Source organism: Rhodococcus sp. MurmanLake-1, assembly GCF_056945715.1.
In genome coordinates this window covers 354643-376791 of record NZ_JBWZNF010000002.1, presented here as the reverse complement: position 1 = coordinate 376791, position 22149 = coordinate 354643, and the positions used below count along the sequence as shown (strand labels likewise).

Annotated in this window: 19 protein-coding genes; 8 read left to right on the top strand and 11 right to left on the bottom strand. The window is 62.1% G+C overall.

Features of this window, described 5'->3' with window-relative positions; all coding sequences use genetic code 11:
• Positions 1 to 80 precede the first annotated feature (80 nt).
• Both AC2ETI_RS08160 and AC2ETI_RS08155 read left to right on the top strand, forming a co-directional pair.
• The gene (locus AC2ETI_RS08160; protein ID WP_483633766.1) at positions 81 to 1655 is read left to right on the top strand and encodes an NCS1 family nucleobase:cation symporter-1; all 1575 of its coding nucleotides are present in this window, start codon (positions 81 to 83) and stop codon (positions 1653 to 1655) included.
• A 5-nt stretch (positions 1656 to 1660) separates the two neighbouring features.
• Complete coding sequence (locus AC2ETI_RS08155; protein ID WP_019745045.1) at positions 1661 to 2389, top strand: aspartate/glutamate racemase family protein; 729 nt, start codon at positions 1661 to 1663, stop codon at positions 2387 to 2389.
• Here AC2ETI_RS08155 and AC2ETI_RS08150 read toward each other — a convergent pair.
• Together AC2ETI_RS08150 and AC2ETI_RS08145 are read right to left on the bottom strand one after the other, a co-directional pair.
• Positions 2356 to 3531: an MFS transporter gene (locus tag AC2ETI_RS08150; RefSeq protein ID WP_029256097.1), complete on the bottom strand. Its 1176-nt coding sequence runs from the start codon at positions 3529 to 3531 to the stop codon at positions 2356 to 2358. The genes AC2ETI_RS08155 and AC2ETI_RS08150 overlap by 34 nt on opposite strands.
• Positions 3532 to 3630: 99 nt before the next feature.
• Positions 3631 to 3942 (bottom strand): ArsR/SmtB family transcription factor, encoded by a 312-nt coding sequence (locus tag AC2ETI_RS08145; protein WP_021345375.1) that lies wholly within the window; start codon positions 3940 to 3942, stop codon positions 3631 to 3633.
• Positions 3943 to 4281: 339 nt separating this feature from the next.
• Here AC2ETI_RS08145 and AC2ETI_RS08140 point away from each other — a divergent pair, with 339 nt between their 5' ends.
• Both AC2ETI_RS08140 and AC2ETI_RS08135 read left to right on the top strand, forming a co-directional pair.
• The gene (locus AC2ETI_RS08140) at positions 4282 to 5532 is read left to right on the top strand and encodes an MCE family protein (RefSeq protein WP_483633765.1); all 1251 of its coding nucleotides are present in this window, start codon (positions 4282 to 4284) and stop codon (positions 5530 to 5532) included.
• Between the two features lie 82 nt (positions 5533 to 5614).
• Positions 5615 to 6367 carry a class I SAM-dependent methyltransferase gene (locus AC2ETI_RS08135; protein ID WP_029256099.1) on the top strand — a complete coding sequence of 251 codons (753 nt, stop codon included), beginning with the start codon at positions 5615 to 5617 and terminating at the stop codon, positions 6365 to 6367.
• Positions 6368 to 6374: 7 nt separating this feature from the next.
• On the opposite strand, the gene puuE is transcribed toward AC2ETI_RS08135, so the two are convergent.
• From puuE to AC2ETI_RS08115, 4 genes are all read right to left on the bottom strand, one after another.
• Positions 6375 to 7304 (bottom strand): allantoinase PuuE, encoded by a 930-nt coding sequence (gene puuE, locus AC2ETI_RS08130; protein ID WP_020908892.1) that lies wholly within the window; start codon positions 7302 to 7304, stop codon positions 6375 to 6377.
• A 16-nt stretch (positions 7305 to 7320) separates the two neighbouring features.
• Positions 7321 to 8307, bottom strand: coding sequence for an allantoicase (alc, locus tag AC2ETI_RS08125; protein ID WP_020970582.1), 987 nt, complete (start codon positions 8305 to 8307; stop codon positions 7321 to 7323).
• A gap of 3 nt (positions 8308 to 8310) precedes the next feature.
• Positions 8311 to 9555, bottom strand: coding sequence for a DUF6986 family protein (locus tag AC2ETI_RS08120; RefSeq protein WP_483633764.1), 1245 nt, complete (start codon positions 9553 to 9555; stop codon positions 8311 to 8313).
• Between the two features lie 62 nt (positions 9556 to 9617).
• Positions 9618 to 11645 (bottom strand): CocE/NonD family hydrolase, encoded by a 2028-nt coding sequence (locus tag AC2ETI_RS08115; protein WP_483633763.1) that lies wholly within the window; start codon positions 11643 to 11645, stop codon positions 9618 to 9620.
• A 140-nt stretch (positions 11646 to 11785) separates the two neighbouring features.
• Here AC2ETI_RS08115 and AC2ETI_RS08110 point away from each other — a divergent pair, with 140 nt between their 5' ends.
• From AC2ETI_RS08110 to AC2ETI_RS08100, 3 genes are all read left to right on the top strand, one after another.
• Complete coding sequence (locus AC2ETI_RS08110; RefSeq protein WP_483633762.1) at positions 11786 to 12709, top strand: pseudouridine synthase; 924 nt, start codon at positions 11786 to 11788, stop codon at positions 12707 to 12709.
• 75 nt (positions 12710 to 12784) lie between these two features.
• Positions 12785 to 14320, top strand: a complete 1536-nt coding sequence (locus tag AC2ETI_RS08105; protein ID WP_336503594.1) for a CYTH and CHAD domain-containing protein — start codon at positions 12785 to 12787, stop codon at positions 14318 to 14320.
• A gap of 48 nt (positions 14321 to 14368) precedes the next feature.
• Complete coding sequence (locus AC2ETI_RS08100; protein ID WP_042952793.1) at positions 14369 to 15259, top strand: universal stress protein; 891 nt, start codon at positions 14369 to 14371, stop codon at positions 15257 to 15259.
• 54 nt (positions 15260 to 15313) lie between these two features.
• Here the strand turns inward: AC2ETI_RS08100 and AC2ETI_RS08095 are convergent, their stop codons facing one another.
• Positions 15314 to 16054, bottom strand: coding sequence for a VIT1/CCC1 transporter family protein (locus AC2ETI_RS08095; protein WP_019745057.1), 741 nt, complete (start codon positions 16052 to 16054; stop codon positions 15314 to 15316).
• A gap of 104 nt (positions 16055 to 16158) precedes the next feature.
• On the opposite strand from AC2ETI_RS08095, the gene AC2ETI_RS08090 reads away from it, so the two are divergent.
• Positions 16159 to 16944: an SDR family NAD(P)-dependent oxidoreductase gene (locus AC2ETI_RS08090; RefSeq protein WP_182262454.1), complete on the top strand. Its 786-nt coding sequence runs from the start codon at positions 16159 to 16161 to the stop codon at positions 16942 to 16944.
• A 3-nt stretch (positions 16945 to 16947) separates the two neighbouring features.
• Here AC2ETI_RS08090 and AC2ETI_RS08085 read toward each other — a convergent pair whose 3' ends face one another.
• From AC2ETI_RS08085 to AC2ETI_RS08070, 4 genes are all read right to left on the bottom strand, one after another.
• Complete coding sequence (locus AC2ETI_RS08085; protein WP_019745059.1) at positions 16948 to 17580, bottom strand: TetR family transcriptional regulator; 633 nt, start codon at positions 17578 to 17580, stop codon at positions 16948 to 16950.
• Positions 17581 to 17694: 114 nt separating this feature from the next.
• Positions 17695 to 19071, bottom strand: a complete 1377-nt coding sequence (gene ftsW, locus AC2ETI_RS08080; protein ID WP_020908900.1) for a putative lipid II flippase FtsW — start codon at positions 19069 to 19071, stop codon at positions 17695 to 17697.
• A 224-nt stretch (positions 19072 to 19295) separates the two neighbouring features.
• A complete protein-coding gene (locus AC2ETI_RS08075; protein WP_483633845.1) occupies positions 19296 to 20657 on the bottom strand; it encodes an MFS transporter in 1362 nt (453 codons plus the stop codon).
• Positions 20658 to 20726: 69 nt separating this feature from the next.
• Entirely contained in the window at positions 20727 to 22121 is a 1395-nt protein-coding gene (locus AC2ETI_RS08070) for an NtaA/DmoA family FMN-dependent monooxygenase (RefSeq protein ID WP_483633761.1), read from the bottom strand.
• Positions 22122 to 22149: the final 28 nt, after the last annotated feature.

Sequence of the window (22149 nt, the reverse complement as noted above, 5' to 3'; positions counted from 1 at the left end):
TCTCAACACAGTTTTCATCACTGACGCTGAGAGCTCGTGCACTGTCCGCTGATTTCCTGCACTGATGCACAGGAGCTGTCATGACCGACATTCTTCCGTCCCGAACGACCACTACCCCAACTCCCCCAAAGGAAACCGGCTCGGCCGACCTCGTCGAAGCCGCGGGCCACCCGGTCGGCGGCGGACTGATCAAACCGGGCTACGACCCTCGCTTGACCAACGAGGATCTGGCGCCGCTTCGCAAGCAGACCTGGTCGTCGTACAACATCTTCGCCTTCTGGATGTCCGACGTACACAGCGTCGGCGGATATGTCACTGCCGGTAGTCTTTTCGCACTGGGATTGGCCAGCTGGCAAGTACTCGTCGCCCTGCTGGTCGGTATCACGATCGTTTACTTCTTCTGCAATCTCGTCGCCAAGCCCAGCCAAGTTACCGGCGTACCGTATCCGGTGATCTGCCGCAGCGTGTTCGGTGTCATCGGCGCGAACATCCCGGCAATCATTCGTGGCCTGATTGCCGTGGCCTGGTACGGGATTCAAACCTTCCTCGCTTCGGCAGCCCTCGATGTCGTACTGATCAAACTCTTTCCCTCACTCGCACCGTATGCCGTCGTCGAAGATTACGGATTCGCCGGACTATCCGCACTGGGCTGGGGAAGTTTCATGCTCCTGTGGGTACTTCAAGCCTGTGTCTTCTGGCGAGGCATGGAATCGATCCGCCGCTTCATCGACTTCTGCGGGCCGGCTGTGTACATCGTGATGTTCATGCTGTGCGGGTACCTCATCTACCAGGCAGGCTGGAGCGCTGTCGATCTCACACTCGGCGACGTCAAGTACTCCGGTTTCGACGCCGTGCCGGTCATGCTCGGTGCGATCGCTCTGGTTGTCTCGTACTTCTCCGGACCGATGCTCAACTTCGGTGACTTCTCCCGCTACGGGAAGTCGTTCGCTGCAGTCAAGAAGGGCAACTTCCTCGGTTTGCCGTTGAACTTCCTCGTATTCTCGGTGTTGGTCGTCGTTACGGCGTCGTTGACACTGCCGGTGTACGGCGAACTGATCACCGATCCCGTCGCAACAGTGGCACGAATCGACAGCACCTTCGCCATCGTCCTCGGCGCACTCACCTTCACCATCGCCACGATCGGCATCAACATCGTGGCCAACTTCATTTCCCCCGCCTTCGACTTCTCCAACGTGAGCCCGCAGAAGATCAGCTGGCGCGCCGGCGGGATGATCGCGGCGATCGGCTCGATCCTCATCACCCCGTGGAACCTCTACAACAATCCCGACGTCATCCACTACACGCTCGAAACCCTCGGAGCCTTCATCGGTCCGCTGTTCGGAATCCTGATTGCCGACTACTACCTCGTGCGCAAGCAGAAGGTGATCGTCGACGAACTGTTCAGCATGTCGCCGACCGGAACCTACTGGTACAGCAAGGGATACAATCCTGCTGCAGTGATCGCCACCGTGGTGGGAGCCGTCGTCGCAATGGTCCCGGTCCTGGGCAAGGACCTCACCGGGATGTACACCGCAGCGCAGTACAGCTGGTTCATCGGTTGCGGGCTCGGATTTGCCGTCTACTACCTACTCGCCACGCGCACTTCCCTGGCTGTCCGGAATGCTTCTTCTCCCGACACTGTGACGGTCGACTGATCGTCATGAGAATCAAGGTGATCAACCCCAACACCACGTGGGCGATGACCGCCAAGATCGAGGAATGTGCCCGGGCCGTCGCGGGCTCGGGCACATTCGTCGAGGCCGTCAGCCCTGCGATGGGTCCCGCGTCGATCGAAAGCCACTACGACGAAGCTCTCAGCATCCCCGGAATCCTGGCCGAGATCGCCGCCGGAGAAAAGAACGAAGTCGACGGCTACGTCATTGCTTGCTTCGGTGACCCAGGCCTGGATGCAGCCAGAGAGCTGGCCAAGGGCCCCGTCGTAGCTGTTGCCGAAGCGGCAATGAACTACGCAAGTTTCCTGGGACGCGGATTCAGCATCGTGACCACCCTCGGTCGAACCCGCGGCCGCGCAGCCGATCTGGTGGACCGGTACGGCATGCAGGCTCGGTGCCGGGGTATCCACTCCTGCGAGATTCCGGTTCTGGAACTCGATCGTGATCCCGACGCGCGAAAGGTGATCTTGGAAGCCTGTTTCGACGCATTGGAGCAAGACGACTCGGACGTCCTCGTGCTGGGTTGCGCCGGCATGGCGGACCTGTGCCAGGACTTGTCCGACGAACTCGGTGTCCCGGTAGTCGACGGCGTTGCCGCTGGGGTCACGATGGTTCAATCGTTGGTCACCCTCGGACTGTCGACCAGTGCGCGCGGCGAGTTCACACGGCCACTGCCCAAAATCTACACCGGCACACTGACGCCGTTCTCGCTGTGAACGTGCCCGAGCGAGAGTCGAGCACCGATTGTCACCATTGCCAGGACCGCGAACAATACTCCGGCCCAGACTAATTGGCGGGTTTCGAAATGCGCGAGAAACAGTCCACCGACCGCAGTTCCGAGCGTGATCCCCAAGTTGGAGAACGAGATGAAAAGGCTGTTGCCGAATTCAGGCGCGTCGACTGCGTCTCGCCCCATCCAACTCTGCGAAACCACCAGTCCACCGGAATGCACTACACCCCAAACCAACACGGCTACAACCATCGCACCGAAGTACGGGCCTGCCAGATAGAGCATCACGTAGACGACGATGTACAGCAAGGGAAAAGCCACAACCGTGCGCACCACACTCTTGGCGAGCACCGCCCCGAAGACGAAGTTGCCGAAGATCATCACGACACCGAAAGCCAAGAGCATCGCGCTGATCCACGATCCGCTCATGCCCGTCACTCCGCCGAGGTATTCGGCGAAGTATCCGTACACCGAGAACATGGCTGCGAAGACGAAGGTGACGGAAAGGATGGTCAACCACACGCGCGGCCGGCGAAGGATCCCGACCTGTGCGCCGTACGACAGGCGTTGTGTCACCGGAGCCGAGGGCAGAAGTACGACAATCCCGAGAAACGCGAGAACGTTGACCACGGCACCGAAAACGAAAGCCGTGGACACCGAGAAGTTCTCGGCCAGATACGACGTCAGCGGTACACCGAATGCGAATCCTACTGTGACACCCGCAAATACTTTCGTCACAGCTGCAGTTGCTTCCTCCGGTGGCACCAGTCGAACTGCACTCGCGAGTGCGAGCGCGAAGAAGACCGGGTGAACCACGGCGGGAATGATCCGAAATACAAACATCACCTCGAAACTCGACGTGCTCGCGTACACCATGTTGGAGACCGCAAAGACTGCAATCGCCACCAAAAGAACGGTTTTCCTGTTGATTCCCGAGGTGATCAGCGTCGTGAACGGACCGGTCACCGCCACGACGAGCGCAAACACACCGACCAACCATCCGGCAGTGGACGCGGTGATACCGAACTTTTCGCTGACCTGAGGCAGAACCCCGATAATGCCCATCTCCGTAGTGATGATTCCGAATACACCCAACGCCAGAACCGGTATCAACAATTTCGACTTCACGACACACTCCTTACTACTACGCCACACAAGACAGATACATATCTAGATATATAGATATGTTTGATTGAGCAAAACCGGCCGACGAGGGCAATCCGACCGCTACAGCTTTTCGCGAACGAATTCCCTGAACTCGCCGATCACGGTTTCGTTTCGTCGGTAGTACGTCCACTTCCCGATGCGCTCGGACTCGAGCAGACCCACATCTTTCATGCCCTGCAGGTACCCCGAGATCACCGACTGGGCAAGTCCCGATCGCCCCTGAATGTCACCGACACAGACTCCGATGTGAAACCCGAGATCCTGTTGCGTGTACGAGTCCTCGTCGAAATACTTCGCCGGATGCGCGAGCCACTCCAAGATCTGCAGACGAGTCGGGTTGGACAGCGCCTTGAAGATCGCCAAAGCATCCATGGACCGCACCCCTTCTCCTCGCCAACCGGAACGCATCTACTTTTATGGATATGTTTGGCGAAGTCAAGCCCGATTCGGACGCAAAGCTACGTACGTCACATCGACGCATTTGAAGTGAGCTGTGCCACTTACGTTTCGACGACCTGCGGAAATCTCAGCGCCGACTTTCTATCTGTGACGACTTGTTTATAGTTATCGCCAACAACGAATTGCCGGAAGTTTCCGGTTCGCCCGAGAATGCTCGCGGGTGAACACAATTCGCTCAACACCAGCCGTACCCGGCTAGTCATTCGGGAGTCGAACCATGAACACACCGCATCAGTTCAGGGCCGTCCCCACATGGTGATGTCGAAGCTCGCCAAGTGGCAGCTGGTCGCACTCGTCGTGGTTGCACTCCTCGGTTTGATCTATGTCGGAGCGAAATACGTACGGCTGGACAATCTTCTGGGATTCGGCCAATACACGGTCAAAACCGAACTGGCGACGTCCGGTGGCATCTTCACCAACGCCGAAGTGACCTATCGCGGTGTACCCGTCGGACGCGTCGGCGACATGTCGCTCACGTCCGACGGAATCGAAGTCGACCTGTTGATCGACAGCAGTGCTCCACAGATTCCCGCATCCGCGCGAGCCGTGGTGGCCAATCGCTCAGCCATCGGTGAACAGTACGTCGACCTTCAGCCCGATACCGACCAGGGCCCGTTCCTCGAAGACGGCTCGGTGATCGCCGTGGGCGACACCACCACGCCGATCCCCATCGAGAACGTCTTGACCAGCGCCAACGGTCTGGTGCACTCCGTTCCGGTAGACGCACTCCACACCGTCGCGAAGGAACTCGGCGCGGCATTCAACGGCAAGGGCGAAGATCTGCAAGTCCTTGCCGACTCGCTGTCGGGGATTTCCCAGTCGGGCCTCGACACCCTTCCCCAGACCCTCGGACTGATCCGCGACAGCCAGACGGTACTCACGACCCAGTCCGATCAATCGTCGGCGATCAAGCAGTTCAGCACCGACCTCGACGCACTGACTGCGCAATTGCGCACCAGCGACCCCGACATCCGACGCGTGATCGACAACGGCATACCGGCCAGCGAACAAGTCGGCTCTCTCGTCACCGAAGCCGGCTCCGCGCTCACGACCAACCTCTCCAACCTCTCCGCCGTCGCAGCGGCAGCCGCCCCGACACTGCCCTCGCTGCAGCCCTTCCTGCTCTTCCTGCCTGCCCTCGCCGGGGCGGCGCCCACCGTTGCACCGGGAGACGGCACGGTACATCTGGGCTTGGTACTCGAGACCAACAACCCGCTCTCGTGCACCGTCGGTTACGAAGGGACCATGGCGATCCTCGACGAGATGAAGCGCAAAGACCCGAACTTCGACGACACGACGCAGAACTTCCCGTTGAACACTGCCGCCAACTGCCAGGCACCTCAGGGCAGCGAAACGGGAGTTCGGAGCGCCAACCGCATCGCGTTCGCCGACCCGAACACCTCGCAACCGTGGGACAGCAAGCCCAAGGTGGACCCGGACAAGCTGAACCTGAACCCGATTGCCACTCAACTCGCACCGATGCTCGGTGCGACCCCGAAGTAGCCGTAAACAACTGGCACCGTCGACGCTCCGCGACGATGATGATGTGATGTCGCAAGGAACGCCTGAAGGCGAGTCACAGAGCATGTCACGAAGTTTCGAGGAACTTGTCGCCGAAGCCGAATCCGCCTCCGTCGACGGGTGGGACTTCTCGTGGCTCGACGGGCGCGCCACGGAGCAGCGTCCGTCGTGGGGGTATCAGAGGTTGATGGGTGAACGTCTCGGTGGCGCCGGCGCTGCGCTGGACATCCAGACCGGCGGCGGCGAAGTCCTCGCCGCTGCACCGACACTCCCGCCGGTGATGGCGGCAACCGAATCCTGGCCACCGAACGTAACCAAGGCCACCGCGCTTCTGCGTCCCCGAGGTGTGGTGGTGGTCGCGGATCCGGACGAGCCACCGCTACCGTTTGCCGATTCGGCTTTCGATCTGGTGACCAGTCGACACCCTGCGACGGTGTGGTGGGCCGAGATCGCTCGGGTACTCGAACCGGGAGGAACGTACTTCGCTCAACATGTCGGTCACGCCAGCGTGTTCGAACTCGTCGAGTTCTTCCTCGGTCCTCAGCCGCAGGCTCGTCGCGGACGGCACTACGAGGACGAAAGCGCCGACGCGATTTCGGCCGGGCTCACCGTCGTCGACCTTCGTTTCGAGCGTCTGCGCATGGAATTCTTCGATATCGGCGCCGTTGTCTACTTCTTACGCAAGGTGATCTGGATGGTTCCGGGATTCACCGTCGCGCAGTATCTGGACCGGCTCCGGGAACTCGATCAGCAGATCCGTCGAGACGGATCTTTTGTCGCGTACTCGAGTCGATTTCTGATCGAGGCGCGCAAATAGCCCCGCATTACGCGGGGTGAATGGTCTTCCAGTGCTCGGCGATGTCGATTCGCCGCGAGATCCAGACCTTTTCGTGTGACTGCACATGGTCCAGGAAACGCTCGAGGGCGGCAGCTCGGGCAGGGCGTCCGACTATGCGGCAGTGCAACCCGACGGAGAGCATCTTCGGTGATCCGGCCGTTCCCTCCGCATACAGCACGTCGAAGGCGTCACGTAGGTGCGCAAAGAACTGATCGCCGCTGGGAAATCCTGCTGGAGAGGCGAAACGCATGTCGTTGGTATCGAGCGTGTACGGAACGACGAGATGCTTCACCGACTCTGTGCCACGCGGAACGTCTACCCAGTACGGCAGATCGTCGGCGTACGAATCGGAGTCGTAGACGAAGCCGCCGTGCTCGACCACCAATTCGCGGGTGTTCGGTGAATCGCGTCCGGTATACCAACCGAGAGGCGCCGAACCCGTCAGATCTTGCAGAATCTGGACTGCCTCGGCCATGTCGGCGCGTTCACGCTCGATGTCCACGGATTGGTAAGACTTCCAACGTAATCCGTGACACGCGATCTCGTGACCCAACTCCTGAAAAGCACTGACTGCTTCCGGGTTACGCTGCATTGCCCGCGCCACCGCAAAGACCGTGAGAGGCAGGTTTCGCCGCTCGAAGGTCCGCAGGACACGCCACAACCCGGCCCGGGAGCCGTACTCGTACAGCGATTCCATGCTCATGTGTCGATTCGGAAATGCCTCCGCCGGAGTCATTTCCGACAGAAAAGTCTCCGAAGCCGCGTCCCCGTCGAGGACGTTGTTCTCGGCTCCCTCTTCGTAGTTGAGTACGAACTGAACCGCTATCCGCGCGTCGCCGGGCCAGTGCGGATGCGGCGGATGAGGGCCGTACCCCACCATGTCCCGGGGATAGTCGTCGCGCGGATAGTCGCTCATGGCAACAACTTTACCGTCAGCGCCCGGAGATCACAGCGCGAGCAGCGTCGGTGAGTACGCCGAATACTCTCAGCCGCGCCAGGCCACCGTCCGGGAAGATGTCCAGACGGACATCGGTGACCGGAACTTCGGAATCGATCGGAAAGCGATGGCGCGTGTCCGGACGCAGCGTCGTACGCGGCAACAGTTCGATCCACTCCCCTTCCGGAGTTCGGCCGGTCAGAGCGCCCTCACCTGGACTGTTTCCGAGGAAGTACGAGGTGTCGATCTCGACGAAACTCAACACGCCTTCACCCGCGAGTTGTACTTGCACCCAGTCGTTTCCGTCGTCGCGGCGCCTGGCGGTCTCCCACCCGTCCCCCATCGAAGCAGCGCGTCCGGGGAACAGAATGTTCTGCGGTGAGCTGTAGAACATGTTGGAGCAATCGGTCACGCGGCCACCGTTTTCGAGTGCTGCGAGGTCCAACGGCCCGGCATCGAGGAAACGCGGGTCTGGCCGTGCTTCACCGTGAACACGGAATCTCGCAACGCCGCCGTCCGGATAAATGGTCAGCTTGACGTGCGTCCATCGATCCTCCGAAACCACCGAGAACGGATTCTCCGAGTCACCGTGCACGGTCGAGCGTTCGACGATGGTTGTCCACTCGCCGGATCCGGCCAGGTCGACGGGATCCGGATACCCGTCGACGGAGATTGCTTCCACCGAGATCTCGGGCGGGTAATTGCCCTTGAACCACGCGGTGTCGACCACGACGCCTCGCACCACTCCAGGAACACCGAGGCGCACGATCGCCTCGTCATGACCTGCCACACGGCGACGACGCGTCTCCCAACCGTCGTACACCTGCCCCTTGTGTCCGAACGTCGCCGGCTGGTATCCGGCTTTACCTGGTCGGATCAGGGCCTCGCGCTCGGCGAATGCCTCGTCGTTCGCCCAGATGACGGCTCCGCCGAGGGTGCGCAGTGCCAGGTCGGGCAGCAAGGTGAATTCGGTGGTGCTCATCGGTCAGTGTTCTCCTGTGATCGGTGTGGTGCGTCCTACGAGGTGGTGGAGTGCGTTGGTGTCCGCGCTCGGGGCGAGCCGGAGAACGTCGGATTCTGGATAAGCCCCCGCGTCGAGCCCACGCAGTACCACCGCTGCCAGCGCCTGGGCAGTTGCAGGTTCGTCCATCACATCGCCACCTTGGCGCCCCAGGTACGACTGGATGCGCGGGGCAGCGGCGCCGAGCGCGTTGCGGTAGAAGCCGAACGTGGCGAGCCAGCGGGTGACCAGATGCCCGGGGTGCATGTCCCACCCCTGGTAGTAACCGCGTTCCAGGGACCGCGTGACGAGGCGGTGGTGCCGAGTGATCGCGTCGCGGATCGCCGTGGCGCTCCCGACGGGCGCGACCTGAGTTGACCCGTCGCACACCCAGACGCCGGTCTGCGCGGCAGCAGCCAACATGAGAGCCTTTGCGTGGTCTGCCACCGGATGTTCGAGCGACTGATGACGCGATGCAATTCCGCAAGCCGCACTGTAATCGTAAGTGCCGTAATGCAAACCGGTCAGACGGCCGGCACCGCGATGGATGGCCTGAGCAACTGCCACAGTTCCGTCGGCAGCGATGACCGCCTGCGGGCTCTCGATCTGCAGCTCGAACCGAAGCGACCCGGTCTCGAGTCCGTGCGCCTTCTCCAGTTCTTCGCAGAGCACCACCGTCGCCGTGACCTGCTCCACCGCGCGCAGTTTGGGAACGGTGAAGACAAATCCGTCCGGCACTCCGCCGGCCGCGTCGATCACAAGCTCGAGCGTCCTGATCGAGCGCCGACGCTCACCGGCCGGCAGCCCTTTGAACCTGATGCCACCCCAGTTCGGCCCGGCAGGATCAGCGCTCAACGCCGCAAGCGTCCGCCCGGCCGACGTCGCTGCTGCGTCTTCTTCTTCGTCGCTGCGGCGTCCGTACCCGTCCTCGAAATCGATCCGAAAGTCTTGGACCGGCTTGCGGCCGAGTTGAACTCGCACAGCTGCGAGCGCATTCTCCGTGTCGAGATCGGCGAACACATGCGCATGGGAATCGAGAAGCGCGATCGCCTGCTCACCCCAGAGACGAGGGGTGTCGACGGTTGCATCCGCGGCACTGACGTAAATCGTGTGCACGGGCTGGATCTCGTCACGGTTTCCCGGGTACTGCGCCGCGAGCCGCTCGTCCACCGGATCCAGAAGTCCGTCCAGACGATCGTGGACGGCGGCGGAGAGTCGGGATTCTGTCATCGGACGATCTTCGCAGAACGTCCGCGAGCCCGCAGGTTCTCACGCCGCCGATCCAGTCCGGGTCAGCGACCCCCGACGAACGGAACGTTGACGAAGCTCGGCCGATCCGCAGCCAATTCGATGTGCTGCGGCTTCAGTTGGCTGTCGGCAAGCATCGGCCCGAGCGCCAGGTATCGCGGCACGCTGGCAGCGTAGACGTCGACGCGGAGCCGGTGACCGGGTTGTAGCACTGCGTCCGTCGGGAGCATGTTGATGTCGACGGCGGTGACCTCACCGGGAACCACCGGCTGACGCGTGTCGATCGTCAGATAGTGGTGCGGTTCACTGTAGTCACCGTTGGCCGAGCGAGTGCTCTTGGAATCGTCGACCGCCCGGAGCGACGCAGTCAGAGCGCCGTTCGTGATCGGTGTCGATGTTCCGTCCGGCGCTACGTCGTTGACCGTCGCTGCCCAGAATCCGTCCGTCGCGTCCAGGACTGTCTCGAGGTGGACGTTGATCGGGCCCGAGAGTGAGGTCGGCTCCGTGACTGCCTCACCGGTGAACGTCAGACCCTCCGCTTCCTGGAATCGGGAGTCCTTGGAACACGACGCACCGAGCACCACGGAGATCCCGGCAGTGCCCTGAGTTCCGTCACCGGAGCAGAAGCCTCGCAGTCCGGGTGCGACTGTCAATCGCGCTGCGGCACTGGGCTGGTCACTGGTCAGTGAACCGTCGTAGGCCGCATGGGCGGCAGTTCCGCTGGGCGCGGAGTTCAGATACATACGCTCGTACGTCGCGCCCGCTCGCGGGAACTGATCATCCGTGATCCATCCGCCACCTTGCTGGAACATCGTCACCGGACCGTATCGCTCGATCCCGTTGTCGATGCCCTTGAGCCACTTGTCGAACCACGCGCGTTCGAGTACGTCGAGGCGAGGCGGCGCACCGTCCTTGCCGAATCCTCCACCGGGAGTGACGTGATAGCCGTTGCCCATGATCAACTGCTTCTGCCCGGCCGGCAGATCGATTCCGTTGTAGATCCGCGGCTCGCTGTTGGCGAAGATGTCGTGCCAACCGCCGTAGACCATCGTCGGAACAGTGATGTTGCCGACGTCAGCGGATCGGTCCTGATAGAACTGACCGTCCTGTGCGACTTGCAGAGTCGACGGTGACACGTCCTCGATTCTCTGGGCCGTCATCGCTTGTACCAGTTCAGGAATCAGGGTGCCGGGATCCTCGAGGCGGCTCGCCAACCACAGTGGATCGAAGTTGCCTTGCAGGATGTCCTGAACGTTCGGAACGAGTTTGAGCCCGTTGACCGCGGTCAGCCACAACGGCATGAACCCGACTCCGAGTCCTCCACCGGTTCCGACGATGTCGCGTAGCAGATCGTTGCCTGGTTCGACCGGGAAGATTGCCTTCAACGCAGGCGGATTGTTACTCGCGGCCTGTACGGAGTTGATCGCGGAGTACGAGATTCCGGCCATCCCCACTTTGCCGTCGGACCACCCCTGCTTGCTCATCCAATCGATGACTTCGACCGAATCCTGTTGCTCGCGCTTGCCGAGCACGTCCCAATTACCTTGGGAGAAGCCGGTTCCACGTGCGTCGACCACTACCTGCGTGTATCCGTTCTGGACCAGATCACGGTTGACGCCGAGAACCCTGGCGCCTCCGCCGGCAATGACGCCCGTCAACTCCGAGACTCCGTCGAACGGCGCCGCGAGGTCGAGCGAGTTCGCCACGTCCATCAACGTCTCACCCACCTGCGGGATCGACAGAGCTGAATCCACCAACGTGTCCAGCAGTTTCGTGTACGGAGTTATGTTGAGAACCGAAGGCGCCTTCGATTCCACAGCGCGCCCGGACGCATCCGCCGGTCGGTACACATTTGCCTGCAGAACCGTGCCGTCACTCATCGTGATGGGTACGTCCCACTCGACGGAGACGCCCGGATACTGCGGCGCAGTCTCCGTGGCCGCGAGCCAGGTCTGTCCGTCCGACCCTCCCGTCGGATCCGCGGAAGCGACGGCGCTCGGCACCGTCAATCCCACGACGCACAGCCCCACCGCAATCGTTGTCGACCTTCGACGTAGAAGTCGTGTCCTCACGAAAACCCCAATTTTCTGTTGTGATGACCCAGCCCTGCCCCCACGACAGTGACCGGCGTCACGAACTTACCGGATAGTAACTTCCGTCCCATATGTCGTCAATAGGTCTCGATGCCGCCCGGACGGCTAGCTTTGAAGATGTGTCACGATCTCCCCTTCCCGTCCGCGACGGCCTGAACCCGAGTCGCATCCGTCAGCCAGACGACGGCATGTGGGCGACGACGCTCGACTACCTGCTCGAACGGTTTCCCCAGGACGCCGTCCGCCTACGGGAGAAAGTCGCAGCCGGGGAGGTCGTCGACGAGAAGGGCGTCGCGATCACCGAGACGAGCGGTTTCGCCCCCCGGCGTTTCGTCTACCTGTACCGCGACGCTCCCGTCGAAGCGCGGGTGCCGTTCGAGATCGACATCCTCTACCGGGACGAAAACATCCTGGTCGTGGACAAGCCGCACTTTCTCGCGAGCACGCCCCGCGGGCGATACATCGCCGAATCGGCCTTGGTGCGGTTGCGCAGAGATCTCGATCTGCCGGAGTTGAGTCCAGCGCATCGCCTCGACCGCGTCACGGCAGGACTGCTGCTGTTCACCGTGCATCAGCCGGCCCGGCGCGGTTATCAGACCATGTTCGCCGAGCGCCGCGTCACCAAGGAATACGAGGCCATCGCGCGTTACGACGCGCAGGTGAGCACTCCCGTGGTCGTGCGCAGTCGCATCGTGAAAGAACGCGGCGTGCTCAAGGCCGCGGAGATCGAGGGCGAACCCAACAGCGAGTCGCGGATCGAACTGATCGAGACGCGAGACGGCTTCGCGCGGTACCGGTTGATTCCCCATACCGGCAAGACCCATCAACTTCGCCTGCACATGACCTCGCTCGGGCTCCCGATCCACGGCGACAACTTCTATCCCGACTTCTACGACGTTGCCGCAGAGGATTATTCGAACCCGCTGCGCCTGCTGTCGAAGGTTCTCGAGTTCGAGGATCCCACGACCGGCCGGCTGCAACGGTTCGAAAGTCGGCGGACCCTGTCCTGGCCGGACGAATCAGGCCGTGGCGACTCGCCGTAGGGACCCCGGACCCTTCCACTGCGCCTCCGATACCGGGAGGATGGAAGCGCAGACCGCACCGCAAGAGGAGACCAGATGAGCAAGACCGCCGTCGTACCCGAAGCCGTACGGGAGATCGAGCGCAAGTACGAGGCGCCGGCCGAGCAGGAAGTTCCCGCGCTGGGTGGACTTCCCGGTGTCGTCGGCGAACCGGTCCACGACTCGATACAGCTCTCTGCCACCTACTTCGACACCGCCGACTACCGGTTACTCGCCGAGAAGATCACGCTGCGCAAGCGTGAGGGCGGCGATGACGCGGGGTGGCACATGAAACTTCCCGCAGGCGAGGATACTAGAACCGAAATCCAGCTTCCCCCGGACGAGAGCACCGATGTGCCCTTGCCGCTGGCGAGTCTGATCCGGGCGGTCATCCGCGGTCACGATCTGGTGCCGGTCGCCCTGATCATCACCGATCGGGAGCGCACCAGACTCAACGGCGAAAACGGTGTTCTGCTTGCCGAAGTGGTCTCCGACACCGTCATCGCCTGCAAGGCAGACGGTTCCGGTGAGTCGACGTGGCAGGAAGTCGAGGTCGAACAAGGCGCAGGCGGGCAAGCCCTGGCCGATGCAATCGAGTCGGTTCTACTGGATGCGGGGCTCGAGCGTTCTGCCAGTCCGTCCAAACTCAAACGAGCACTGGGCACTTCGGTCACTCCATACGTCGGCCACGAGGTCACCACAGGCAAAGCGTCGAATCCGCGAATTCTGTTGCGTAATTATCTCATCGAACAACTGCGCGCACTGGTCGCCGCGGATCTCGGCACGCGCCGCGCCGACGACGAAGCCGTTCACGACTTCCGGGTCGCAGCACGTCGCATTCGCAGCGCTCTACAGTCGTACGCCGGTCACTCCCCCAAGACCGACGATCTCATCACGGATCTTCGGTGGATCGGTGGAAAGTTCGGTGACGCCCGCGACGTCGAGGTCCAGTGGGAGCGTCTTGTGGAACGACTCGGTGAAATCGACGAGATGCCCGAGCGAGAAGCAGTGCGCGCTCGAATCGACGAGTACTTCTCGGCCCGCGGTGAAACCGCACAGGAAACCGCCCTCGAAGCGCTCGATTCCGAGCGCTACACCACACTGCTCGATCGACTCGACGAGTACGTCGGCGACCTCGAATTCGACACTGCCGCCCACCGTGTAGGAAAGAAGGCGTCGGCACGAGAGCTGGCGCATACCCTGCGCCATCTAGCTCACAAGGTCGGTAAGCGAGTCGATCACGTCTTCGATGCCGATACCCGCACCGAGCGTGACGAGCGAATGCACCGCGCACGCAAGGGCGCCAAGCGGATGAAGTACGCGATCGAGGTCATGGAACCGGTGTCGAAGAGCCGGGCCAAGCGTGCCTTGAAGCATTTCAGCCACTTCCAGGACGTTCTCGGCGAGCATCAGGATTCCGTTGTAGCCCAACATCATCTGCTCGAAATTGCTGCGGAGCAGGAGCACACCTCGCTCACCAGTTTTGGATTGGGCATGGCCTACCGACGAGAACTGGAAATCGCCGACGGGCAATCAACACTGCTCCGCAAGACGTGGAAGGAAGCCGTCAAATCAGCGTCGTCACTCTGGTGACCAGGCTGTAACCAGTCGACCGATCTCGATCATTTCAGAGGAGTAGACATGAACACACTTGCAGGACACCAGGACGTCGTCGCCGGTATCGACGGATCCGAGGCCTCGACGGCGGCGGCCCGGTGGGCAGCCTCGGTCGCGAACGCGGTGAACTCACGACTGATTCTGGCGCATGCCCTGCCGCAGGAGGGTCCGATTTACAGTCCCGCTGCAGTGATGTTGCAGTCGCAGTTCCTCAGCCAGATCCGCGAAGACGGCGAAGCGATCGTCGATGCCGCCGCCGCGGTGATTTCAGCTGAATTCCCGGAACTGACCATCGAATCCGAGATCGCACCGGGCCCGGCGTCGACGCACATCCTCGAATCCTCGGGTACCGCACGCCTGATCGTGATGGGGTCGACCGGATCCGGCGCACTGCGCTCGCGACTGCTCGGATCGACCGCACTGAAGGTGGCAAATCACGCAACCTGTCCGGTCACCGTCTGGCGTGGTTCGGCGGAGAATCCCGGTCCGGATCAACGTCCCGTCATCGTCGGAGTCGACGGAAGTGCGTTGAGCAAGAAGGCCGTCGAGTACGCGTTTCGTTATGCCGATCAGTTCGACGCGCCGCTTATCGCGGTCCACACCTGGCAGGGTTCGTCCACCTTCCGCGAAGGCGGAGCGGGAATCCTCATCGACTGGGAGGCCGTCGAGCAGGAGGAATCGGCACTGCTGGCAGAGAACCTGGCCGGCATGGCCGATCAGTACCCGGACGTGCCGGTCACCCGCATCAGTGAACCCGGCGCCGCCGCCCCCGTCATGCTCAAGTACGCCGACGACGCGCAGTTGATAGTTGTCGGAAGCCACGGCCGCAGTGCGATGGCCGCCGCCGTGATGGGCTCGACCAGCCAGAATCTGCTGCACCATGCGCCAGGGCCGGTCATGATCTGTCGCGCCTGAATTGCTGTGCGCCTTTATTAACCCCCCGCGGTTAATAAAGGCGCACAGCAGGGGTCAGGCGAGGCCCGTGCCCACCAACTGACCTACTCCGTAGGTCACAGCCATCGCGAGCGCGCCGCCGATCACCACTCGTAGCACCGCTCTGGTCTTGCGGGCTCCGCCGAGCGTCGCGCTGATCGTCCCGGTCAGTGCAAGTGCGATCAGCACTGCAAAGAAGGCGATCGGGACGCGGATACCCGTCGGAGGCAACAGAATTGCGACCAACGGGATCGCCGCACCGATCGTGAACGAGATTGCCGACGAAATCGCCGCATGCCATGGATTGGTGAGATCATCCGGGTCGATACCCAATTCGACTTCGACGTGTGCCGCGAAAGCATCGTGCTCGGTCAATTCTTCGGCGACGCGGCGGGCCGTCTCCGGACTCAATCCCTTGTTCTCGTAGATCTCGGTCAGTTCCTGGAGTTCCGCCTCCGGTGTCTCGAGGAGTTCCTTCTTCTCCTTCTGCAGGAGTGCGCGTTCGGTGTCTCGCTGAGCGCTGACCGAGACGTACTCACCCAACGCCATGGACACAGCGCCGGCAACCAGACCAGCGAAACCGGCCGTGAAGATCGCCGAGCGCTCGGTTGTGGCTGCCGCAACACCGACCACGAGGCCTGCGGTCGAGACGATTCCGTCGTTTGCCCCCAGAACACCTGCACGCAGCCAATTCAGGCGATTGTTCAAACTCGGTGCGTGAGGTTCCGATTCCCCACCGGGCGCCCCGTCGGTCAACTGCACACTGTCTCCGGACATGGCAACAGATTAGGACGATCAGTCCGGTTGCGATAGCAATCTGAGCCTGTCCTTCGCGTACTGATATATTCCCAGACAGAACCCAACCAAGCATTTGCTAGGTTATGAAACGGCACACCTCTGGAGGCATTGTGAGCGCAGCACGCACCGCTTTTGTCAGCGGCGGAACCGGTGGAATCGGGTCGGCGATCGCGCTTACTCTCGCCGACCGCGGGCACGACGTCGCCTTCACCTACCGAAACAACAAGGACGCTGCCGAGCAGCTGAGCGAGCAGATTCGAGCGCATGGCGTGCTCGCCCACTCGTACTCTCTCGACTTGACCGACGAGTTGTCGATCAGCTCCGCCGTCCGCGATGCGGTCAGCGATCTGGGCGCGTTGACGACCCTCGTCCACGCTGCGGGACCGCACGTCCCGATGACGCACCTCTCGCGCGTGACGCCGGCGTTCTTCACCGAACAACTGAACCAGGAAGCCGCGGCGTTCTTCACACTCGTCCACACCGCCCTGCCTGCGCTGCGGGCATCTTCGGGTTCGGTGGTAGCGGTGACAACCGCGGCAACGGATCGTTTTCCCGTGCGCGACGGACTCTCCGCAGGCACCAAAGGGGCTGTCGAACAACTTGTTCGCGGATTCGCCGCAGAGGAAGGACGCTACGGCGTTCGGTTCAACGCGGTAGGACCAGGCATGTTGACGGACGGAATGGCGGAGCGACTGATCAACTCCGCCGAACTCGACCAGAGCGCACTCGATGTGACGATGAGCCGAATTCCGTTGAAGCGCTTCGGATCAGCTGCCGACATCGCCGAAGCAGTATGTTTCCTCGCAAGCGACGCGGCCGGATTCATCAGCGGTCAAAAGCTCAACGTCGACGGCGGCTACACCGTCTGAGCGCTATCCACCCAACTTGCGAAAGACCAGTCGCACGGCAAGTTCGAGGTGCGCCATCACCTCGTCCGTCGTCATCCGGCCGGCAACCCACGAGACCAGACTCGACATCCAGACGTCGTCGATGACCTTCACCGCATCCATCTGCTGTTGCGAGACTTCCTCGACGCCGATCGCCTTCGCGAACATCTCGGTCACGACGCCACCGAGCGCGTTGAGTTCCGGAGTCGCCGACGCGTCCGCGAACATGTACGCCCGAACCAACGCTTCGTAACGGAGGTGGTCGGTCTCGAGGACCTCCGTATTCTTGCGCAGCACAAACAGAATTCGGTCCGACGGAGTCTCGCCCGGGATTACAAAGTCCTGGAATCTGTCACGCAAACCCTCGAACATCCACAACAATGCGACGACGAGCATGTGGTTCTTGGACGGGAAATACCGGTAAACAGTGCCGATCGCGACGCCGGCGCGATCGGCGACCGATCGCATCTGCACCGCGTCGTAGCCGCCTTCGGAGGCGGATTCCATTGCGGCGTCGACAATCCGGCGAAAACGCGCTCGTTGCGACGGCGTCGTACGACGTCCGGTCACCGAGCTACGTTCAACCACCGACTGGTCTGCCTTGTCGCCACCTGCCATGTCCACAACCCTAATTAGACGTCGTTTTGCCGACTCCCAATGTAGCCGCCCAACGCAATCGTCGGGTGCATGACTGCCCGCGTCGGAGCTGGCCGCCAGTAGGACTGGCCGAGATCAGGAAGCGCGCCGCGGCCGATCGGATCGGCCGCGTCTACGTGGATCTTCCGACCAGTCGCGCGACGGTGCGCGTCGGCCCGGCGCTTGAGTCCGGCGCCTGTCGGGTTGCGGCGCCCGTCGCTCCGGTCGGCGTTGACCAGTAGGGGCAGGCTGGGCGCGGCGAGCAGGCGGCCGACGTCGGTCAGTCTGTGGCTTCTTGGCAATGCCGAACCGAGGCTTGCCGAAGACCAGCGGAATCCAACCGCGACCGCTGCTCTCGGCCGAGGCGACAGCCTCGGGCTCACGGAAGGCTGCGTGCGCGATGAGCCCGAACATCAGCAAGGTGGTGATCATCGACGTTCCGCCCGCCGAGATGAGCGGTAGTTGCAGACCGGTCACCGGAATCAGGCCAACGACGTAGGCGATGTTGATGAACGCCTGCACGACGATCAACGTCGTTGCCGTCGCCGTCATGACCTTGAGGAACGGATCGGTGGACCGCTTCGCGATCCGCAGTCCGACGATCAGAACCGCGGCGAAGAGAGCAACGACGATCAGCGCACCGACCAGACCCAATTCTTCACCGATCACGGCAAAAATGAAGTCGTTGTGCGCCTGCGGGAGATAGCTCCATTTGGCGTCGGACTGCCCCAGACCGCGACCGAAGATGCCGCCGTTAGCCAATGCGTACTTGGCCTGAGTGCTCTGGAAGTTCAAGCCTTGCGGGTCGAGATCAGGATTGAGGAAAGCCTTGATGCGATCCGAGCGGTAACCAGCAGTAAGCCCGAGCACGAGAAATGCGACTGCGGAACCGAGCGTGAGGCTGATGAACGTCTTCATCCGGAACAGCCCGAACCACAGCACCGACATGAAGATGATGCCGATCGTGATCGTGGTTCCGAGGTCCTTCTCCAACACCACCAGAACCAGAACCAGCAGCGTCGTACCGCCGATCACCGGCAGCGCACGGTTGACATCCATCCGCGCGTTCATGAACGACGCAACCGTCGCCGCGGACCAGATCGCCAGAGCAAGTTTGGCCAGCTCCGACGGCTGGAAGGAAATACCCGCGATCACAAACCAGCTGCGAGCACCCATCTGTTCCGAGCCGATACCTGGAATCAGCACCAGGACAAGCAGAACAAGACACAGGATCAGCAGCCATGGTGAGGCTCTACGCATCGTTTCGGTCGGCAACCGCACGACCGCCACGAACATCACCAAACCGATCGCTGCGAACATGCACTGCGGCCAGAAGCGGGCGTAGGACGTCCCGGACAGAACATAGGATTCGACGCCCGAAGACGACAGCACCATCAGCAGTCCGAACGCGACGATCAGCACGACCAGACCGACGATCATATGGAAATCGAACAGTGGCCGATTCGTCCACATAGCCGTTCGAGCGCGGAAGGGTGTCGATGTGCGGTCACGTTTGTCCGACGATCCACGGGGTGAGTTAACTGGCTCTCCACTCCCGCGACCGTTGGGCTTGTCTTCACTGCGACCGGTCACCACACAAGTATCGTCCCACGACTCCTAACCCATGGGTAACACAAGTCCCATGAGTCACACGGGCTCGGCCTCCCGAGGTCCATGTAGACCCACGAAATACCAGGTCACGTCCTTCGCCGGCGTCGGTCTGCCACCGCTCCCGCCAACGAGAGCGTCAACATGACCACGCAGACGGCAAGCGCAATCCCGAACGCACGTCCGTATCCGTCGGGCGACGATCCGAGTACACCGAGATACAACCCCGATACCGCGGCCAGCGAGATGGTCGCTGACAGGCGCTGAGACAGTTGAAGGAAACCCGCCGCAACACCGTTCGCGCCCGGCGGTGCATATTCGAGAGTCAGCACCCGATTGGGCGCGTCGACCAAACCGCTGGCAACTCCCGACAACACCGCCAGGGCCACCAGCACCGGGATCAGATGTTCCCGCGGAATCAGATTGACCGCTGCGATGTACCCGAGGATGACAAGGATCTCGCCGACTATGGCAAAAACCACTGCACTTCGGCCGAACCTGGCAACCAGCCGCCATCCGAAAGCCGACGTCAATGCCATCGCGAGTGAGCTACCGGTCATGATCAACGCCGCACTCAGGGGGGCGAAGCCCAAACCTTCGATCAGATAGAGGCTGAGCACCGCGTTGACGGCGAGGATGGATCCGAACCAGAAGAGTGCAACCGTCGTGCCCAGTCGGAAGCCCCGTGAGGCGATCAACGACGGAAGCAGTACCGGCGTCCCGCCGCGGCCGGCGTACCGACGTTCCCAGAACCAGAAGGCAACGGCAGCGCCGAACGCACCGATCAGCAAAGCCGCGGCCACAGTGACACTGGTTCGGGTCACGATGGGCCACAACAGGAGCCCGGTCGTAGTCGCCAGCAGACACAGCCCAACCGGATCGATCGATGCGCCCGATCGGGTAGTTCGATCACGGCGCAGAAAGCGAAACGCCAAAATCAGAGTGATCACGGCAAACGGCACGTTGAGAACGAGAAGCAACCGCCATCCGAAGTCGGCGTCGGAATACTTCAGCAGAACGCCACCGAGGATCGGTCCGGAAACCCCGGCCAGACCACCCGCGGTGCTGTACGCGCCTAACGCCTTCGCCCGAGCCTTTCCGGACACCCGGTCGGTGATGATGCCGAGCACCTGCGAACTGATGGTGCCTGCGCCGATCCCCTGCCCAAGACGAGCCAACACGATCATCGACGGATCCGACGCACATGCTCCGAGGATTCCCATCACAGCGAAAATGCTCAGCCCCGCCAAGAACAAGCGTCGACGCCCGACGACGTCACCGAGTCGGCCCGCCGGCACAAGGGCCAAGCCGAAAGTCAGCGAATAGCTCGCAAGGATCCACTGCACCTCGGAGGTCGACGCGCCCAGCGACGCCCGGATCGACGGAACCCCGATTCCGAGCACCGCCGAATCGAGAAGAGTGGTGAAGCCCGCGGCTACGCAGACGATGATCTCCCAGCGGACGGCCGAATCGAGCTTGGTGGATTCGGCCGCCGCTGTGACCGTTTGGGACAGGACCCGTTACCCCGCAACTTCAGACGCGGCCCGACGCGTGAGCGGCGGTCGCAACCCCAAGTGCTCTCGCAGCGTCGACGTGGAGTACTCGGTGCGGTACGCCCCACGCTCCTGCAGTTCCGGGATCAACCAGTCCACGATCTCGTCGAGGCCGGTCGGCACCAGGTACGGCGAGATGTTGAAGCCGTCCGAAGCTCCGTTGCGCACCCAATGGACCAACTGATCTGCCACCTGCCCCGGAGTGCCCGCAAAACCCGAACGCTGCGAGGTCTCGATGGCGACCTGACGTAGGGACAGATTCTTTGCCTCGGCGAGAGCCCGCCATTCACGTGCGATCGCAATGGGGTCGTTGCCGTCTCGTGCGGAACCGCGCGTCTCGGACACCGGGCGGGCAACCGGATCTTCCTCCGGTAGTGGACCGTCCGGGTCTCGGTCGGAAAGGTCCATCCCCCACACCAATCCGACGAGGGACAGTGCGGTTTGGCCGGTGAACTGACCTTCGAGGACCCACCGCGCCTTCTCCTCGACCTCGGACTCGTTCTCCGCCAACACGATCTGCGTGCTGGGCAGGATCTTGACGTCGTCCTCCGGTCGCCCGACGCTACGCAACCGAGCCCGAATGTCGTCGGCGAAGTCGAGTGCGCCGTCGAAATGCGTCCCGTGTCGCGAGAAGATGACGTCGGCGTGCGTCGCCGCGAAATCGCGTCCAGTCGGCGAATCGCCCGCTTGAAAGATGACCGGATGTCCCTGTCTGCTGCGGGGAAGCGTCGGCGTCACGGTGATGTCGAACTGCGAAGTCTGGCGGCATACGTCGCTCACGGCTCCCGGAGTCGACCAGTTCTCGGACGTGCGAGAGTCCGAGATCGCGTCGTCGGCCCACGAATCCCACAGTGCCCGCGCGGTTTCGATGAACTGCCCGGCACGCTCGTAACGCAGGGCGTGGTCGAGGAAACCACCGCGACGGAAATTCTCTCCCGTCCAAGCGTTGTCAGTGGTGACCGCGTTCCAGCCGGCCCGTCCGTCGGAAAGTAGATCGAGGCCGGAGAGTCGACGGGCGAGGTCGGCCGGTTCGTTGTACGTGGTGTTCTGTGTCGCGACCAACCCGATCTTGTCGGTGATACCGGCGAGGGCGGCCAACTGCGCAATGGCGTCGGGGCGGCCGGCGATATCCAGATCGAGAATCTTGCCGTTCTGCTCGCGAAGACGAAGGCCCTCGCCGAGGAAGAAGGCGTCGAACAGACCTCGCTCGGCGGTGAGTACCAACCGCCGAAACGTCTCGAAGTCGATCTGGGATCCGCTCGAGGAATCGGACCAGATGGTGGTGTGGTTGACCCCTTGGAAGAAGACGCCGAAGTGAACGTGAGCGTCGGGTCGAGGTACGGCGGAGCGTGATGCAGTCATAGCCGAAATGTCCTTAGCGCGAAGTCAA

What these genes read in the sequence shown, in the direction of transcription:
- AC2ETI_RS08160 (WP_483633766.1), top strand. Translation starts at nt 81, where the DNA reads ATGACCGACATTCTTCCGTCCCGAACGACCACTACCCCAACTCCCCCA.
- AC2ETI_RS08155 (WP_019745045.1), top strand. Translation starts at nt 1,661, where the DNA reads ATGAGAATCAAGGTGATCAACCCCAACACCACGTGGGCGATGACCGCC.
- AC2ETI_RS08145 (WP_021345375.1), bottom strand. Translation starts at nt 3,942, where the DNA reads ATGGATGCTTTGGCGATCTTCAAGGCGCTGTCCAACCCGACTCGTCTG.
- AC2ETI_RS08140 (WP_483633765.1), top strand. Translation starts at nt 4,282, where the DNA reads ATGGTGATGTCGAAGCTCGCCAAGTGGCAGCTGGTCGCACTCGTCGTG.
- AC2ETI_RS08135 (WP_029256099.1), top strand. Translation starts at nt 5,615, where the DNA reads ATGTCACGAAGTTTCGAGGAACTTGTCGCCGAAGCCGAATCCGCCTCC.
- puuE (WP_020908892.1), bottom strand. Translation starts at nt 7,304, where the DNA reads ATGAGCGACTATCCGCGCGACGACTATCCCCGGGACATGGTGGGGTAC.
- alc (WP_020970582.1), bottom strand. Translation starts at nt 8,307, where the DNA reads ATGAGCACCACCGAATTCACCTTGCTGCCCGACCTGGCACTGCGCACC.
- AC2ETI_RS08120 (WP_483633764.1), bottom strand. Translation starts at nt 9,555, where the DNA reads ATGACAGAATCCCGACTCTCCGCCGCCGTCCACGATCGTCTGGACGGA.
- AC2ETI_RS08105 (WP_336503594.1), top strand. Translation starts at nt 12,785, where the DNA reads ATGAGCAAGACCGCCGTCGTACCCGAAGCCGTACGGGAGATCGAGCGC.
- AC2ETI_RS08100 (WP_042952793.1), top strand. Translation starts at nt 14,369, where the DNA reads ATGAACACACTTGCAGGACACCAGGACGTCGTCGCCGGTATCGACGGA.
- AC2ETI_RS08095 (WP_019745057.1), bottom strand. Translation starts at nt 16,054, where the DNA reads ATGTCCGGAGACAGTGTGCAGTTGACCGACGGGGCGCCCGGTGGGGAA.
- AC2ETI_RS08090 (WP_182262454.1), top strand. Translation starts at nt 16,159, where the DNA reads ATGAAACGGCACACCTCTGGAGGCATTGTGAGCGCAGCACGCACCGCT.
- AC2ETI_RS08085 (WP_019745059.1), bottom strand. Translation starts at nt 17,580, where the DNA reads ATGGCAGGTGGCGACAAGGCAGACCAGTCGGTGGTTGAACGTAGCTCG.
- ftsW (WP_020908900.1), bottom strand. Translation starts at nt 19,071, where the DNA reads ATGTGGACGAATCGGCCACTGTTCGATTTCCATATGATCGTCGGTCTG.
- AC2ETI_RS08070 (WP_483633761.1), bottom strand. Translation starts at nt 22,121, where the DNA reads ATGACTGCATCACGCTCCGCCGTACCTCGACCCGACGCTCACGTTCAC.